The organism is Pseudomonas sp. NPDC089752 (assembly GCF_044748725.1).
Lineage (GTDB): Bacteria > Pseudomonadota > Gammaproteobacteria > Pseudomonadales > Pseudomonadaceae > Aquipseudomonas.
This window is the reverse complement of record NZ_JBIVGP010000002.1, coordinates 226,575-240,861: the sequence shown is the minus strand read 5'-3', so window position 1 is coordinate 240,861 and position 14,287 is coordinate 226,575. Positions and strand designations below refer to the sequence as shown.

The following is a 14,287-nucleotide window of genomic DNA, read 5'->3' as shown; positions in this document are numbered from 1 at the left end:
TTATTTGGCGTACCGTAGTGGCCATTAACCACCAATCGGTAACTAGGCACTGGGTTGACTGCTAAGCCTGCTGCCGAGCTTTGATCTAGGACGACCATCAGCCATGGATGATCTCGGTTTTGACTTCGCCAACGCGGTGCCGTGGTTTGCTCATGAGCAGGAGCTGCCCTATGTGCTGGTGAGGATGACTGCCCAGAACGTGGCACTCCTAGAGGCAGCCATGGCCGAACCGCTGCGCCGTTGCTACATCACTGACGGCGCTCTTGCGGCAGCGGTAGCACGCCATGGAGTAACGCCTGCTGATGTTCTAGCTGCCAAGCTTCCCGATGCCGGGGCAACCATGGCGGGGGATTTCGGAGAAGTGCTCGGCTACTTCTACCAGTCCACCAAGGAGCATCCTGATCCGGCCATTGGCCCCAAGAAATGGCGGCTCAAGCAGGACAGAACGAAGCCAGCGCCCAAGTCAGACGTCGTTCACTTCATCATGCCCAACCGACCTGCTGCGAGTGCGGATGACCAGGTTCTTTGCTCTGAGGTGAAGGTCAAATCTACCAGCGCTGCCTCAAATCCAATCGCCTCGGCTATCGCTGACTGTGCTAAAGATCGCACCAGTAGGCTTGCGAGCACATTGGTGTGGTTGCGCGAGCGTGCGCTGTTTGAGGATCTGGGAGATGTCGATATCCCGCTCCTAAACCGCTTCATCAATGCCGTTGATCATCCACCAACGACTCAGCGCTTCCGGGCAGTCGCTGTCATCTGTGAAAGCCTGCTCACTGCAGAGCTCCCCAATGCCCCGGTGACGGCCAGCAGTGAGTACACCCTTGTGGTGATCTCCGTGCCGAATCTTTATACCACTTACAACGCGGCCTTCGAGGCTGCGCGGGCGACGGTGCGTTGATATGAGAGCTTCCCTGCAGACCTGGATCAACGATGCAGACAAGGCCCGGCATTTGGGCCAGTTTTCAGTAGCTGCGTTGCCCATTGAGCTGGCTCAAATCAGCAATCGATCCACGGATTACTACATTTCGCTTGTCGGAGAGCTGTTCGACGGCCTTCACTCCACGACGGTCTCAAGCGATGACTGGGCGCAGCTGGGAAACGCTTTCCTCCAGTTCTCGAAAGACATGCCGGCTGAGCAAATTGAAGCGATGGGCATCTCAAAGAATGAGGCGGCATTGTTTGCTGCTGCCGCGTTCTATTTTGGGGATTTCCCCGCGTCCGCTTGCTTGGCCATGAGGCAGTCGTCGCCGCCCGCAGATCCGTTGAGTCCATGGGCTGCATGCTATGACTTCCTGGCGCGGCCAGAAACGCTGGTATCTCAAACGGCACGCCAGGTGCAGGAGCACCTGCGAACAGGTGATCTTCCTGGTCTGCGACGCATTGTGGAGGCGAGCACTAGCGAGGCGGACAACGCCTTGCAGGTTGGGCCAGATCAATGGGTGGCGGCGGCTTTACTCAGCCGCCTTCTGGCCCGCTTCGATGCATCGAATACCCGCGCTGTGCTGCCGGATGGCGCAGATGCATTCTGGACGCCGCTGATCAACGCCTTCATAGATCGCAAACCCTCAACGTGGGAGTTTTTCCCCTCTCAGATTCAGGCCATCGATGAAGGGCTGCTGAGCATCTCCGAGAGCTATGCGCTACAGATGCCAACTGGGGCGGGCAAAACCACACTCTGCGAGACGCTGCTGTACTGGCACCTGAAGCGAAACCCGACGCACGTCGCGATCATGATCGTGCCGTACCGCTCGCTGGCGTCGGAGCTTCGACACTCACTGGTTCGTCATCTGAATGATCTCGGCATTGCGGCGCGGTGCGCGTATGGCGGCACGATTCCGTCGGGAGACGAGGTACATGGTCTTGATCACATCAACGCGCTGATCGCGACACCTGAGTCGCTGTCCGGAATCCTCAGTGCCGACCCAGCCTTCGCTCAGCGGATATCGCTGGTCATCTGCGACGAAGGGCATCTGCTCGACAGCGCCGGCAGGGGCATTGGCCTTGAGCTGCTGTTGGCTCGGATGAAGGCCCGCCTGGTCAACCCGATCCGCTTCGTGTTCATGTCGGCGATCATCCCCAATATCGAGGAAATCAACGCCTGGCTCGGAGGGGACGATGACACGGTCATCAGAAGCACCTATCGGCCAGCAATCGCGGAATTCTCCGTGCTGCGATCATCCGGCGCAGGGGTCAACAAGTCTGTGCGTCTGGACATGCACCCACACGCACAGCAGCGGCAGTACTCGATCCATGGTTTTCTGGATAGAGGCAACTTCCAGTACCGGAATCCCCAAACACGCCGAACCAACACCTATACCTTCACGTCCACCAAGACCCTGGCCGTCGGTGCAGCCCGCAAGGTGTTGTCGATGGGGACGACGGCGATTTTTGCCGCCAATAAACGAGGACATCAGGGTGCGATTGGCTTGGCAGAAGAGCTCATCAAACAGCTAGAGTGCCCACTGCCATTACCGAAGCCCGTGGATTTCGCCGATCTCGAAGTTCTCAGGTCGCGCATCGAGTATCTCGAAAGCGAGTTCGGTGACAGCTGGATCGGTGCGAAGGCGCTGCGTAATGGCGCGGTGTTGCACCACGGAGACATCCCTCAGGAGACGCGGGAGGTCTTGGAAGAGTTATTGCGGGATCGGAAGATCCAGTTGGTGATCTGTACCAGCACGCTTGCGGAGGGGGTCAACCTGCCGATCCGCTCACTTGTCCTGTATTCGGTGCAGCGTCGCGTTGGCAGCGGGCAGCCCGAGAACATGCTTGCCCGCGACATCAAGAACCTGGTGGGTCGAGCCGGTCGTGCCGGCGCCAATACCAAGGGCCTGGTGTTATGCGCAAATCCTGACCAATGGTGGATCGTGCAACCCGTCGCCACCGCAGGTGCAGGGGAGTCAGTCAGGGGTTCTCTGCGGAATTTGATCGTTACGCTTGAAGAGCATCTGAGACAAACCGGCATCGTGCTCAGCAACCAGTTCCTGGAAGTCCAGCCAGCCAGTCATTCGCTCATCGATGGAGTGGACGCGACGCTTATCGAGTTAATGGCAGAGGAGGTTGGAGACGCCGAGTTTGTGAGACTGGCTGCCGACCTGTCCGACCATACCTTTGCTGCCCAGCAGTTACCTGCCGCTGCCGTCGTCACGCTCCGGACTGTTTTTGAGCTGAGAGCGCAGCGTCTGATCGGACTGAGAGTTGATGGCAAGATCGCCTGGCTGCAAGATACGGGTGCCAAGGTGCGCCTGCTGGATTTCGTCGAACAGACCCTGCTACCCAGCAGAGTTGATTGGACTGCTGCAGTCGATCCCGTAGCTGACGAACTGCTGACTGCCATCCTGGAGTGGGCATGGCAGGACAGGGAGCTAAGGTCGGACGTAAGTGTGGCATTCCGACTGGAGGATAGCCAAAACCCTGATCAAGCGAAGTCCAGGTTCTTCGAGATCGTTCGCCAATGGGTACATGGCGCGACGTTCGCAGAGATTGCCGAATCCACCCGTATGGAGATGGACGATGTCCTGGGAATTCACACGCGCGCCGTTACCTACTCGTTGCAAACATTGGTCGAACAGGGCATCTCGCTGCTTGCCCGGCTGTTGCTCGAACGCGGTATCGAAGTGAACGAAGGCGTGACGGCTTTCATTGAACATCTCAAATTCGGCGCACCATCACGCATTGGGGTATTGCTGGCGAATGGCGGGGTGAGGCATCGCAAGGCGTTTGTCGAATTGGGGAACGCGATGCAGGCGCTCACCACTCCGATTACTGCAGCAAACGCCAAGACGTTCGCACGACGTTCGCTTGAGGCCCATTCAGGAGCATGGCGTGATGCCCTGGGTGAGTTTGTGTTCTCTAACACGCTGACGGATGTGGGCAGAGCAGGGTAGGTCGTTTAGCTCAAATTAGAGCCTGGTGCGTTGGCCGAAATTGCTCCACGAAACTGAGGCCACCAAAAAGCCCCGCTGTTCAGGCGGGGCTTTCTCATTGCTTGATCTTTACTCGGCTCCTGGCCCTGAAACTCCGTCAGAAGTACCCAACGCTGGCTTTGATTTCAAGGTACTCACTCAGGCCGTGTGCGCCGCATTCGCGACCGTTGCCGGACTGCCGGAAGCCACCGAATGGCACCAGGGAGTTCCACTCTGGGCTGTTGATGTAGACAGATCCTGCACGAAGCTGGCGAGCCACCTTGCGGGCGCGTTCCAGGCTTCCTGATTGAACGTAGGCAGCCAGGCCATAGTCGGCTGCGTTGACTGCATCGATCAAGGCCTTCTCGTCATCGTAGGGGAGGATGACCAGTACTGGCCCAAAGATCTCCTCCTGAACAATCCGCATGTCGGGCGTTGCGTCCGCGAAAATGGTGGGTTTGACGTAGAAGCCTTCTTTCAGATCATCAGGGCGACCCTCACCCCCGATCACCGCACGGGCACCTTGGGTGATCCCGGACTTGATGAGCTCTTGAATTCGGTTGAACTGATTACGGTTCGCTACAGGCCCAAGATCGGTATCTTCCGAGTCTGGATTACCCACTTGGAGTGCCGCGCCTGCTTTGGCTGCGACCGAGACCGCTTCATCGTAGAGAGCAGCAGGCACGTACATCAGGGTAGGGGCATCACAGGACTGGCCGCTGTTGCTGAAGCAGTGCTCGACACCAGCCTTCACCACAGTCGCCAGATCCGCGTCGTCGAGGATGATGTTTGGGGACTTGCCGCCTAACTCCTGGGTCACACGTTTGACGGTGTCAGCCGCCGCTTTCGCAACTTGGATCCCGGCTCGGGTGCTGCCGGTGAAGGACACCATGTGAATCCCCGGGTGAGTGGAGATGGCGTGCCCAACACTCGGGCCATCGCCGTTCACCAGATTGAACACTCCTGGGGGGACGCCAGCCTCGGTGAGAATGTCGGCGAACAAAATGGCGTCCAGCGGGGCAACCTCACTGGGCTTGAGCACAATGGTGCAGCCGGAGGCGATGGCAGGGAGCACCTTGCAGACTACTTGGTTGAGGGGCCAGTTCCAGGGAGCAATGAGCCCTACCACACCAATCGGCTCCTTCGTGATCAGCGTGTTCCCCACGACTTGTTCGAAACTGAACTCCTTGAGCACTGCGATCATGGCATCGGCGTGAGCAACGCAGGTAGCGGCTTGCGCATCGCGCGCAAAGCTCATGGGAGCCCCCATTTCCACACTGATCAATCTAGCAATTTCAGGGGTGCGATTGATGAGGCCCTCGCGAATCCGTTCCAGCATTTCCAGGCGCGATTCGATCGAGGTCTGGCTGAACGATTCAAAAGCCTTCTGCGCGGCTATGACTGCTTTATCCACGTCTACGGATGAACCGTTGGCGATCTGGGCGACCACTTTCTCCGTGGCCGGGTTGATCACATCGATCAGCTCATCGCGAGACGGCGCAACCCAGGCTCCATCGATAAAAAACTTATCCGCATTCTTCATAACCGACCTCGAAGCTTGGTGTGAGTTTGGTGGCAGACCTCGCGGTTTCGTCTCTGTAACGACCACCGATAGGAGTGCCAAAAAAAGATGAGCAGGGGCCAATCCAGGTTTTTCAATCTGCCTCGCATGGAGGATGGCCGGCCTGAAGGGCGTGCAGTCTCCACTGAAGCGCTGCCTCGCTTCCATCTAAACTGACCTTTCGATCTTAAAAATTGACCGATGGGTATTTTCAGTATGCTCGGTTATGCCCATCCAAAGCAAGGTGAGGAAAACATACTGACTCGCCGGCCATTTCATCCCTGGCAAACCTTCCACGCTCTGTTGACAAATGAGACGTACAATTACCATACTGACTGGGCGGTCTAAAAAATTGTACGAAAGGTATGCTTCGCGAGCTTCGGGTGTGGTTGATTAAGAGTTGGGTGCAGTGGCGTGCCTGTGAGGGCACCTGATAAACGAGGTGGTGACGTGAGTAAGCACGGGAATCTTGAGGTTGCGATCGTTGGTGCGGGGATCATTGGGGTTTCGGCGGCTTACTTTCTTCAGAAACTAGGTGCCAGCGTCACGCTGATCGACAAATCTTTTGTCGGCGATTGCATACCCAATCTGGGCTTGAGCCAGGTAATGACCTATTGCAGGAAAACCCAGTCCAGCCCCTTCACCGATAGGGGAGTGGTGTTAGCCCGCGCTTTGGCGATCGACTTGGGTTACGGCGAAAGCCTCGACAACTCCGGCGACGAGGCGGGTGTACCCGATCAGAGACCGGGGGATGGGCCACGTACGGTGATGCTGTCCGATTTTGCTCGGGATCTTGCCGCACGATGCCGAGATTCTGGCGTGCGAGTCCTTGAGGCTGATCCTGCCCATTGCCTCCTCGGCATCAATAACCATGTGCGTGGAGTCGATGCAGCGAGTGGCGTGATCACAGCGGATGAAGTGGTGGTGTGTGCCGGTCTGCAAAGCCAGATGCTGCTGACTTCGGCAGGGCTGACCCTCCCCCTCAGAGCAGCGGAAAACAGATTGGGTGCCAGTTCCGCTCGCCAAGGTATCCCTGGTGTATTCACTGGCATGGTTCCGATGACTCCGAATGGCGTGCCCTATGTCGGTCGGCCTGAGGGCTTCAAAGGGCTTTACCTGGGTATCGGCCATGGTACGAACCCTGCTGCTGCGATCGCCGTTGGTGAGGACATCGCTGCGGCGCTGTGTGATGCAGACGCTATGCCTGAAAACGTGCTGCTTCGCAGTGACCTTTTCGTGGGTCACCCGATTTCGCAATCTCTTTAACAACGCCTTCTTCTTGTGTTGTGGCCTCTTATGAATATGTCGCATCTCTCCGGCAAAGACAGCAAATCCGTCGTAAGGGCGCAGGTTATCCGGGCGACTGCTTTGAAATTGTTTGTCGCAGAAGGGTTTGGCTCGGTGAGTTTGCGAAGGATTGCGGACATGAGTGGCATCCAGGTTGGATCGCTCTACAACCATATTGATGGCAAACAGCAGCTGCTGTTCGAGCTGATTTACGAGGCAGAACAGAATCTGTTCGCAGCGTTGAAGCAGGCAGTGGATGGAACCCTCACACCTGTCGCGCAAGTCGGGGCATACGTTGAGCAGTATTTTCTCCATGCCTCCCGGAACAAGGAGCTGCATCTGCTCGCCGTTCGCGAGAAGCGGTGTCTGGATGACGGAGATGCAACCCGGCTCAAAACCCTGCTGCTCAGTCATGAGCGGCTGATTTATCAGGTATTGGAGCGAGGGGTGAAGGCTGGAGTCTTCACAATTCCAAGCTATGAGTTCGCTATCAAGGCGGTCTGGAGCTTGCTTGATGGAATGTTGGGGGGCGTGTCGACAAACCCCGCCGATGTATCAAAGTGCGCTGACCAACTGAAGGATTGTGTCACCCGGCTTCTCGGAGCCGGTGCCGCTCGGTAGCACCCTGTAACCGTGAGCTTGATTGAGCCGGTGCAGGGCTGATCGAGTGCAATCGATAAATGAAAACTGAATCTACACGAGGTGAGCCATGTTTGATCTGAAGGGTAAAGTTGCTGTCGTAACCGGTGGTGAGACTGGTATCGGTCTGGCCATTTCTCGCAATCTCGCGGTGGCCGGCGTCAAGACTGTCATCGGCGGTATTCAGCCTGAGGCTGGTGCGAAGGCAGTGGCTGAAATTCAGGAACTGGGTGGCGAAGTGCTGTTCGTCCGCACGGACGTCCGCTCCAAGGAGCAAGTCGAAGCACTGGTTCAGACTGCTGTCGACAAGTACGGGCAGTTGGACATCATCGTGAACAACGCGGGCGTTTTTGATGGCTTCGCTGACGTCATGGAGACCACTGAAGAACTATGGGATCAGATCACCGGTATCAACCTCAAGGGTACCTTCTTCGGCTGCCAAGCTGCCCTCAAGCACATGATTCCACGCGGCGTTGGTCGGGTGATCAACACCTCTTCGATTGGCGGCTTGGTCGGTCGTGCTGATGGCGCTTCTTACACCGCCTCGAAATTTGCTGTTATCGGCTTGACCCGCCAGATGGCAACCACTCACTCCGGTTCGGGTATCACCTTCAACACCGTTTGCCCTGGCCTGATTGCCACTGACATCCGTGGTAACTCCGCCTCGATTCTGCCGAACGCTGCTCACCTGATGAACCGTGGCGTGGGCGCTGCTGATCCAGACGCCTACAAAAAGTCCATCCCAGCACGCCGCAAGGGTACTTCCGACGAGGTTGCTGCTGCGGTGCTGTTCCTAGCATCGGATGAAGCCAGCTACATCACCGGTCACTCGATGGTGGTGGATGGTGGGTTTGTTGCTTGATCTTCTCGCCTGCGAATCAAATACAGATTCGTAGGCTACATGCTGCGTTTTAGCTGGCTCCAGTGGGCCAGCTTTTTTTTGCTCGACGCTTGGAGGGTGTGCCCGTGGAAACTCTTTTACAAGGGTGAAGGATGGTGGCATGCGTATGCATCGCTCTCCTCGCAATGCCTCTGTGTTTTTCTGCGGGGATTCTCGCTGTGCCGGTTATTGGCTCGGAGCTCGGTGGCGGAGCGATAGAGCTGACCTGGTAACTAATGGCACATCCTGACGGTCAACTGCACGATGCTCGCCGCTGGAACGTTCGCAGACCGGGTCGGGCGCAAGAAGACCTTCCTAGTTGGCCTTGTAGGCTTTGACCGCTGTGTTTGCGGTGTTGATTATGGTCTTCTTGGGACGCCCGCATGTCGAGGTGAGCCGCAGAACCATGTAGCATGCCCTGTTCATAGCAGGCGGGTCTCTCAGATCGGCAGTGGTTGCGTCCTCGATGAACTGTAAAAACAGAGGGGGCTAAGCTGCACCCAGCTCTTCTCGTTCGAGTTCAAGGGTCAGCCAATTGTTTTCAAGCGTGGTGATTTGCGACTCTAGGTCGTGAACCAGCAGTGCGATCGATTGAAGCTCAGCAAGATCAGTGGCACTGATGAGCTTGAGCTCAAGTGCCGACTTCTCCCATCGAAGCTCTGTCATGTTGGACTCAACGGTTTCCAGCTCCTTTTGGAGTCGCGCTAGCCGCTTCGCTTGCTGGCCATCGCTCGCGTGCATCTGTGGGGCTTTAGGCTCCTTCCGAATCTTTTGCGTGTTCAATTGCTGCTGTTTGACTTCACTCAGCAGGTACCGATGGTAGTCACCAAGGTCGCCTTGGAACGGCTCAACGCCACCGTCGCACACCAGCCAGAATTCATCACAAACGGAATTCAACAGCGCTCGATCATGGCTGACCAGCATGACGGTGCCGTCGAACTGGTTCAGTGCGATCGACAGCGCCTCACGAGTCGCGAGATCCAGGTGGTTCGTGGGCTCATCCAGCAGGAGGAGGTTAGGGCGCTGCCATACGATCGTGCACAGCACTAGGCGCGCCTTCTCACCCCCACTCAATGTCCCGACTTTCTGGCTCACCATATCGCCACTGATGTTGAAGGTACCCAGGAAGTTGCGCAGCTCCTGCTCCCTTACAACCTGGCCAGATTGTGCTGCCAGCGTATTGGCAAGATCGAGCATGTGAGTCAGCGGTGTCTCCTCTTCCCGCAAGACGTCCAGTTCTTGTTGGGCGAAATACCCGATCGCAAGACCTTTGCCTTCGGTGATGCTTCCAGAGAGTGGCTGGAGCGCCCTGGCGATGGTTTTGATGAATGTGGACTTCCCCCGGCCATTCGCTCCCAGAATCCCGATGCGCTGGCCAGCCAAGACGGATTTGCGCACGTCGGTGAGAATCACCTTGGGTTTTTCACAGTCCTGGATGTGGTAGCCAAAATCTACGTCGTCGATGGCCAGCATCGGATTGGGCAGGTTTGCAGGTTCTTTGAATACGAATGTGAACTCGGCATCAGCGACCACGGCGCTGATCTTTTCGATACGCTCCAAGGCCTTGATGCGGCTTTGCGCCTGGCGAGCTTTTGTGGCCTTGTACCGGAAGCGATCGATGTACTTCTGCAGGTGCGCCATCTTTTCTTGCTGCTTTTCGTGAGCGGCTTGCTGCTGCTCAAGTTTTTCGGCTCGTAGGGTTTCGAAGGCGCTGTAGTTCCCGTTGTACCGATTGAGCCCGGCATGCTCAAGGTGCACTGTCACGTTGGTCACTGTGTCGAGGAACTCACGATCATGGCTGATCACCACCATGGTGCCTTCGAACCGGCCAAGCCATGCTTCGAGCCAGACCAGGGCATCGAGATCGAGGTGGTTGGTGGGTTCATCGAGCAGCAGAAGATCACATGGACACATCAGCGCGCGAGCTAACTGAAGTCTCATTCGCCAGCCACCTGAGAAGCTGTTCACGGGGTTGTCCTGCTCGCCGGGCTTGAATCCAAGTCCTTGAATAAGCGTCTGGGCGCGAGCGGCGGCATCATGGTCGCCAGCGTCCGCGAGATCGGAATAGGCCTGGGCCATTGCCATCCCATCGTCTCGATCGATCGCCAGTTGCAAAGCGGCGCGGGCCTGCATCAGAACGGTGTCACCTTGGAGAACGAACTCCAGGGCGGTGTCCGTGGTTTCCGGCATGTCCTGGGAAACCTGAGAAATCTTCCATTTTACGGGCATCTCGAAGTCGCCCTGATCCTCCCGAATCTGACCGGTGAGAAGCGAAAATAGGGTCGACTTACCTGCACCGTTTCGCCCAACCAGTGAAGCTTTCTCTCCAGCGTTAATCCACATATTGGCCTGTTGAAGCAGCACTTTCGTGCCCAGGCGGAGTTCGATATTTTTGAGGGAAATCATGGCTCGCTGCTCGGGCTCCGATGGCATTGAGGGCGTTTGAACTAGGTGGGTATCAAGCGTTACCGAAGGCAGGCTGTTCGGGGTCTGGGAACGCTGCGCCGTGTGCGTTCGGTGGTACCTGCTTGATGCGTCTGTTCATAAAAAAGCCACGCTCGCGCGTGGCCCAGTGGTTTCGAGGAGCAATCAGTGGCTTTGTCGACCGATACGTCGATAGACATGGGGCTTGGTCACGCGGAGCTTCATAGCCCAAATGATCCCGAACGCCACGACGACTGCGATCGCACCGAGCAAGGCGTCGGTAAGGTTCTCGTTACCTGTCAGAGAGGACAGATTGACTGTGGCCACGCCAGTGGTCACAAAGAGGCAGGCTCCACTCAGAGTCGGGGCCACTACTGTTTTCCACACGCTATCGCCAGCGCTCTGGCGTCGACGGAAATACAGCATCACCGCGATGGATGTGGTCGATAGCAAGATCAGCAGGGTATAGCTCGCTGCCCCCAAGAGTTGGGAGTAACCCTTGGTTGCATCCAGCTCCGAGGCCAGCAGGAAACACACCACGCCAATGGAGACGACGCTGATCAGGATGGAAGAAATGTAGGGCGATTCATGGCGGGGATGGATGGAGCTCAGTGCCCGTGGGAAGACGCCGTCCACACTCAGCGAGTAGACATACCGGGCCAGGATGTTATGGCAAGAGAGAAGGCATGCAAAAATGCTCGTGCAGACGAGGACTTCAACCAGGTCGTGGCCAATTTTCCCGAAATTGATCTCGAAGGCTGCCATGCCTGTGGCGATAGGATCGGCAGATGCCTGGGCCACAACCGTTGACGGCCCAAGCGCCCAGATCACGCACACAGCAGTCGCCGAGTAGAACAAGGTCAGCAACACAATCGAGGTGTATGTTGCCCTCGGAATGGTGCGCTCCGGGTTCTTCGTCTCCTCACGAAAAATCGCAGTAGCCTCAAAGCCTGCAAAACAAATCACCGCGAAGAGCAGGGCGGTACCGGGAGAGCCTGCCATGAAGCTATCGAGCGTCATCCAGTCAAGGCTATTTCCCTCAGGGCCACCTTTAACGGCGACGAGGCAATCCCAGACGACCACGATGCCTGCTTCGAGGATCAGTGCTGTCGATAGCACCTTTGCTGACAAATCGATCCGGAAATAGCCCAGCAATGCTACCAGGCACGCCAGAATCAATGACCACTGCCACCATGGCAGGGCATTCAGCCCGAAATGGTTTGGCAGCAGAGGCACGTAAAGGATGCCCGCATAGACGTAGGTCGAGATCAAGGCCAGCCCATAACATAGGATCGCGAGAAGCGCGAAGCCCAAGCCTGCCGGGCGTCCCAAGCCAGCAGTGATGTAGGCGTAATACGCGCCGGCATTCGGCAGGCGCTTGGACATCTGGGAGAAGCCGATCGCGAATAGCAGAAGCATGCAGCCGACGGCCAGATAAGCCAGCGGAGTGCCAAGGCCATTGCCCGTGCCGATAATGAGTGGGATGTAGCCGATCACTACGGACAATGGGGCTGTGTAGGCGAGTACGCTGCAGACGATATCAAAAAGCTTGAGGTCGCCTGAGAGCTTGCCTTCATGACTCGAACGTGTTGAATCGGATGCAACTTGAGTGTTCACTGCAGACATTTAAGTGGCTTTCCTGGTTGGTGCGCGGTGGCAGATGAACATGGGAAAGTCAGCGTGCATGGCATCGCTGTATAAATGGCAGTGTTATTGGGACTGTTCATGGCTATCTTATTTTTGTAGATAAGTTTTAGTTTTCGAAGCTCTACTTCTGGCTGCTTTGCCACTGAGGCGACACGAAGTAGTTTTTCTGCTCGTCCGCGAGGCTTTTGCCTTTGATCAAATCAGCGGCTCTTTCACCGATCATGATCGTTGGAGCATTGGTATTGGAGGCAATGACCTCAGGCATTACCGATGCGTCGGCCACCCGCAGGTTGGCAATCCCGCGTACCCGTAGATCTGGCGTGACTACCGCCATCGGGTCATCTTTGGTGCCCATGCGACAGGTGCATGAAGGGTGGTACGCCGTTGCAACGACCTTGCGGATCCAGCGGTCAAGTTGCTCATCGGTTTGGCAATCGATGCCCGGTTCAAGCTCCTCGCCACGCAGCCCGTCAAACGCCTCTTGGGAAACGAGTTCGCGGGTGAGTTTCAGTGCTTCCCGGAGCGACACGAGATCGCTCTCTTCCTGGAGGTAGTTGAACTTGATGTCTGGCTTCACGCTCGGATCTGCGGAAGTGATCTTCAGATGCCCCCGGCTGTCTGCTCGCATCAGCGTCATGTGGATCTGGAAGCTGAAGCCTTTGTATGGCGTAAAGGTGTCGTTCTGGAACGCCAGTGGCAGCATCTCAAGCTTGAAGTTGGGGTACTTCAGGCCTGGTCGGGAGCGGAGATATGCTGCAGCTTCGAACTGGTTGCTCGAAGCAGCTCCCGATCGATTCAGGAACCAGGAAATACCCGTGAGGTGTTTCTTTGGGAACTTGAGGATCGTGCCCAGGCCTGCAGCCGTCTTGCACTGCCATTTGATCACCAAGTCAGGATGGTCTTGCAGGTTTGCCCCCACCCCCGGCAGTTCATGGACAACAGGTACATTTGCTTTTTCAAGCACATCGCGCGGGCCAATGCCGGACAGCTGGAGGAGTTGTGGAGAGTTGAAGGCCCCCCCGCTGATGATCACCTCACGGCTGGCGAGTACCTGGAGTCGATTGCCTTCGTGACGGTAGATGACACCCTTGGCAGTCTTGTCGGTGATGATGATCTTTTCCGCCAGGGCACCGGTGATGACGTGAAGGTTCTTGCGCTTCATCACCGTGCTGGAGAGGTAGGCGCGTGCCGTGCTCCAACGCTCACCTTTATAAATAGTGCATTCGTTGGGGCCGAAGCCTTCCTGTTGGAAAGCGTTGGAATCCTTGGTGACCGGATAGCCGGCTTGTGCGCCCGCAAGCATGAACGCCTTATTGATGGGGTTAGCCATCACGTCAGGGCAATTCACGAACAAGGGGCCTTTGGTGCCCCTATAATCGTTTTTGTTGCCCAGGCTGGTCTCAGCTTTTTTGAAATAGGGCAGTACGCCAGCGTAACCCCAGCCCTTGCAGCCGTACTTCTGTTCCCAGTTCTCATAGTCCAGCGCGTGACCACGCGTGTACACCATGCCGTTGATCGAGGAGGAGCCGCCGAGAACACGGCCACGAGGATGGGCAATCTGCCGGTCGTTGATGGACGCGTCGCGCTCTGACTCGTAGGCCCAGTTGTATTTATCGTCAACAAGCAAACGCTCAACTGCCAGTGGCATATCGATCGTCCAACTCTTGTTGGTCGGCCCCGCCTCAATGAGGAGGACGCTGACACTGGGCTCTTCTGAGAGGCGCGAGGCGATTACACAACCTGCCGACCCACCGCCGACTACGACGTAGTCATACTGCTGAAGGGCCTTCGATACAATTCCCATTTCTTACTCCAAGAACGTCGATTCGGTACGTGCACGGGTGCGAGGATTCGCACTGGTGCGAGGCCTTATTGAGTGCCTTCCGTGATGGCTCACCCTACTGGTGTGAACATTTGAAAGCGGAGCCGATTAGTGGCTACCGCTTT

General features: G+C 56.7%; 9 protein-coding genes. 5 read left to right on the top strand and 4 right to left on the bottom strand.

Annotated elements, in window-relative coordinates:
* The first annotated feature begins 103 nt into the window (after positions 1-103).
* Positions 104-898, top strand: coding sequence for a Hachiman antiphage defense system protein HamA (locus ACIPZF_RS03900; RefSeq protein ID WP_400795417.1), 795 nt, complete (start codon positions 104-106; stop codon positions 896-898).
* Between the two features lies 1 nt (position 899).
* Positions 900-3,884: a DEAD/DEAH box helicase gene (locus tag ACIPZF_RS03895; protein WP_400795414.1), complete on the top strand. Its 2,985-nt coding sequence runs from the start codon at positions 900-902 to the stop codon at positions 3,882-3,884.
* 136 nt (positions 3,885-4,020) lie between these two features.
* Here the strand turns inward: ACIPZF_RS03895 and ACIPZF_RS03890 are convergent, their stop codons facing one another.
* Entirely contained in the window at positions 4,021-5,445 is a 1,425-nt protein-coding gene (locus ACIPZF_RS03890; protein WP_400795412.1) for an aldehyde dehydrogenase family protein, read from the bottom strand.
* Positions 5,446-5,913: 468 nt separating this feature from the next.
* Between ACIPZF_RS03890 and ACIPZF_RS03885 the strand changes: the two genes are divergently transcribed.
* The 3 genes from ACIPZF_RS03885 to ACIPZF_RS03875 all read left to right on the top strand — a co-directional run bounded on the left by ACIPZF_RS03885 (position 5,914) and on the right by ACIPZF_RS03875 (position 8,251).
* Positions 5,914-6,729 carry an NAD(P)/FAD-dependent oxidoreductase gene (locus ACIPZF_RS03885; RefSeq protein ID WP_400795409.1) on the top strand — a complete coding sequence of 272 codons (816 nt, stop codon included), beginning with the start codon at positions 5,914-5,916 and terminating at the stop codon, positions 6,727-6,729.
* Positions 6,730-6,759: 30 nt separating this feature from the next.
* A complete protein-coding gene (locus tag ACIPZF_RS03880; protein WP_400795406.1) occupies positions 6,760-7,371 on the top strand; it encodes a TetR/AcrR family transcriptional regulator in 612 nt (203 codons plus the stop codon).
* Positions 7,372-7,459: 88 nt separating this feature from the next.
* Complete coding sequence (locus ACIPZF_RS03875; RefSeq protein ID WP_400795403.1) at positions 7,460-8,251, top strand: SDR family NAD(P)-dependent oxidoreductase; 792 nt, start codon at positions 7,460-7,462, stop codon at positions 8,249-8,251.
* A gap of 507 nt (positions 8,252-8,758) precedes the next feature.
* Here ACIPZF_RS03875 and ACIPZF_RS03870 read toward each other — a convergent pair.
* From ACIPZF_RS03870 to ACIPZF_RS03860, 3 genes are all read right to left on the bottom strand, one after another.
* Complete coding sequence (locus tag ACIPZF_RS03870; RefSeq protein ID WP_400795400.1) at positions 8,759-10,675, bottom strand: ABC-F family ATP-binding cassette domain-containing protein; 1,917 nt, start codon at positions 10,673-10,675, stop codon at positions 8,759-8,761.
* A 183-nt stretch (positions 10,676-10,858) separates the two neighbouring features.
* Positions 10,859-12,319: an APC family permease gene (locus ACIPZF_RS03865; RefSeq protein WP_400795398.1), complete on the bottom strand. Its 1,461-nt coding sequence runs from the start codon at positions 12,317-12,319 to the stop codon at positions 10,859-10,861.
* A gap of 142 nt (positions 12,320-12,461) precedes the next feature.
* Positions 12,462-14,144 carry a choline dehydrogenase gene (locus tag ACIPZF_RS03860; protein ID WP_400795395.1) on the bottom strand — a complete coding sequence of 561 codons (1,683 nt, stop codon included), beginning with the start codon at positions 14,142-14,144 and terminating at the stop codon, positions 12,462-12,464.
* Positions 14,145-14,287 lie beyond the last annotated feature (143 nt).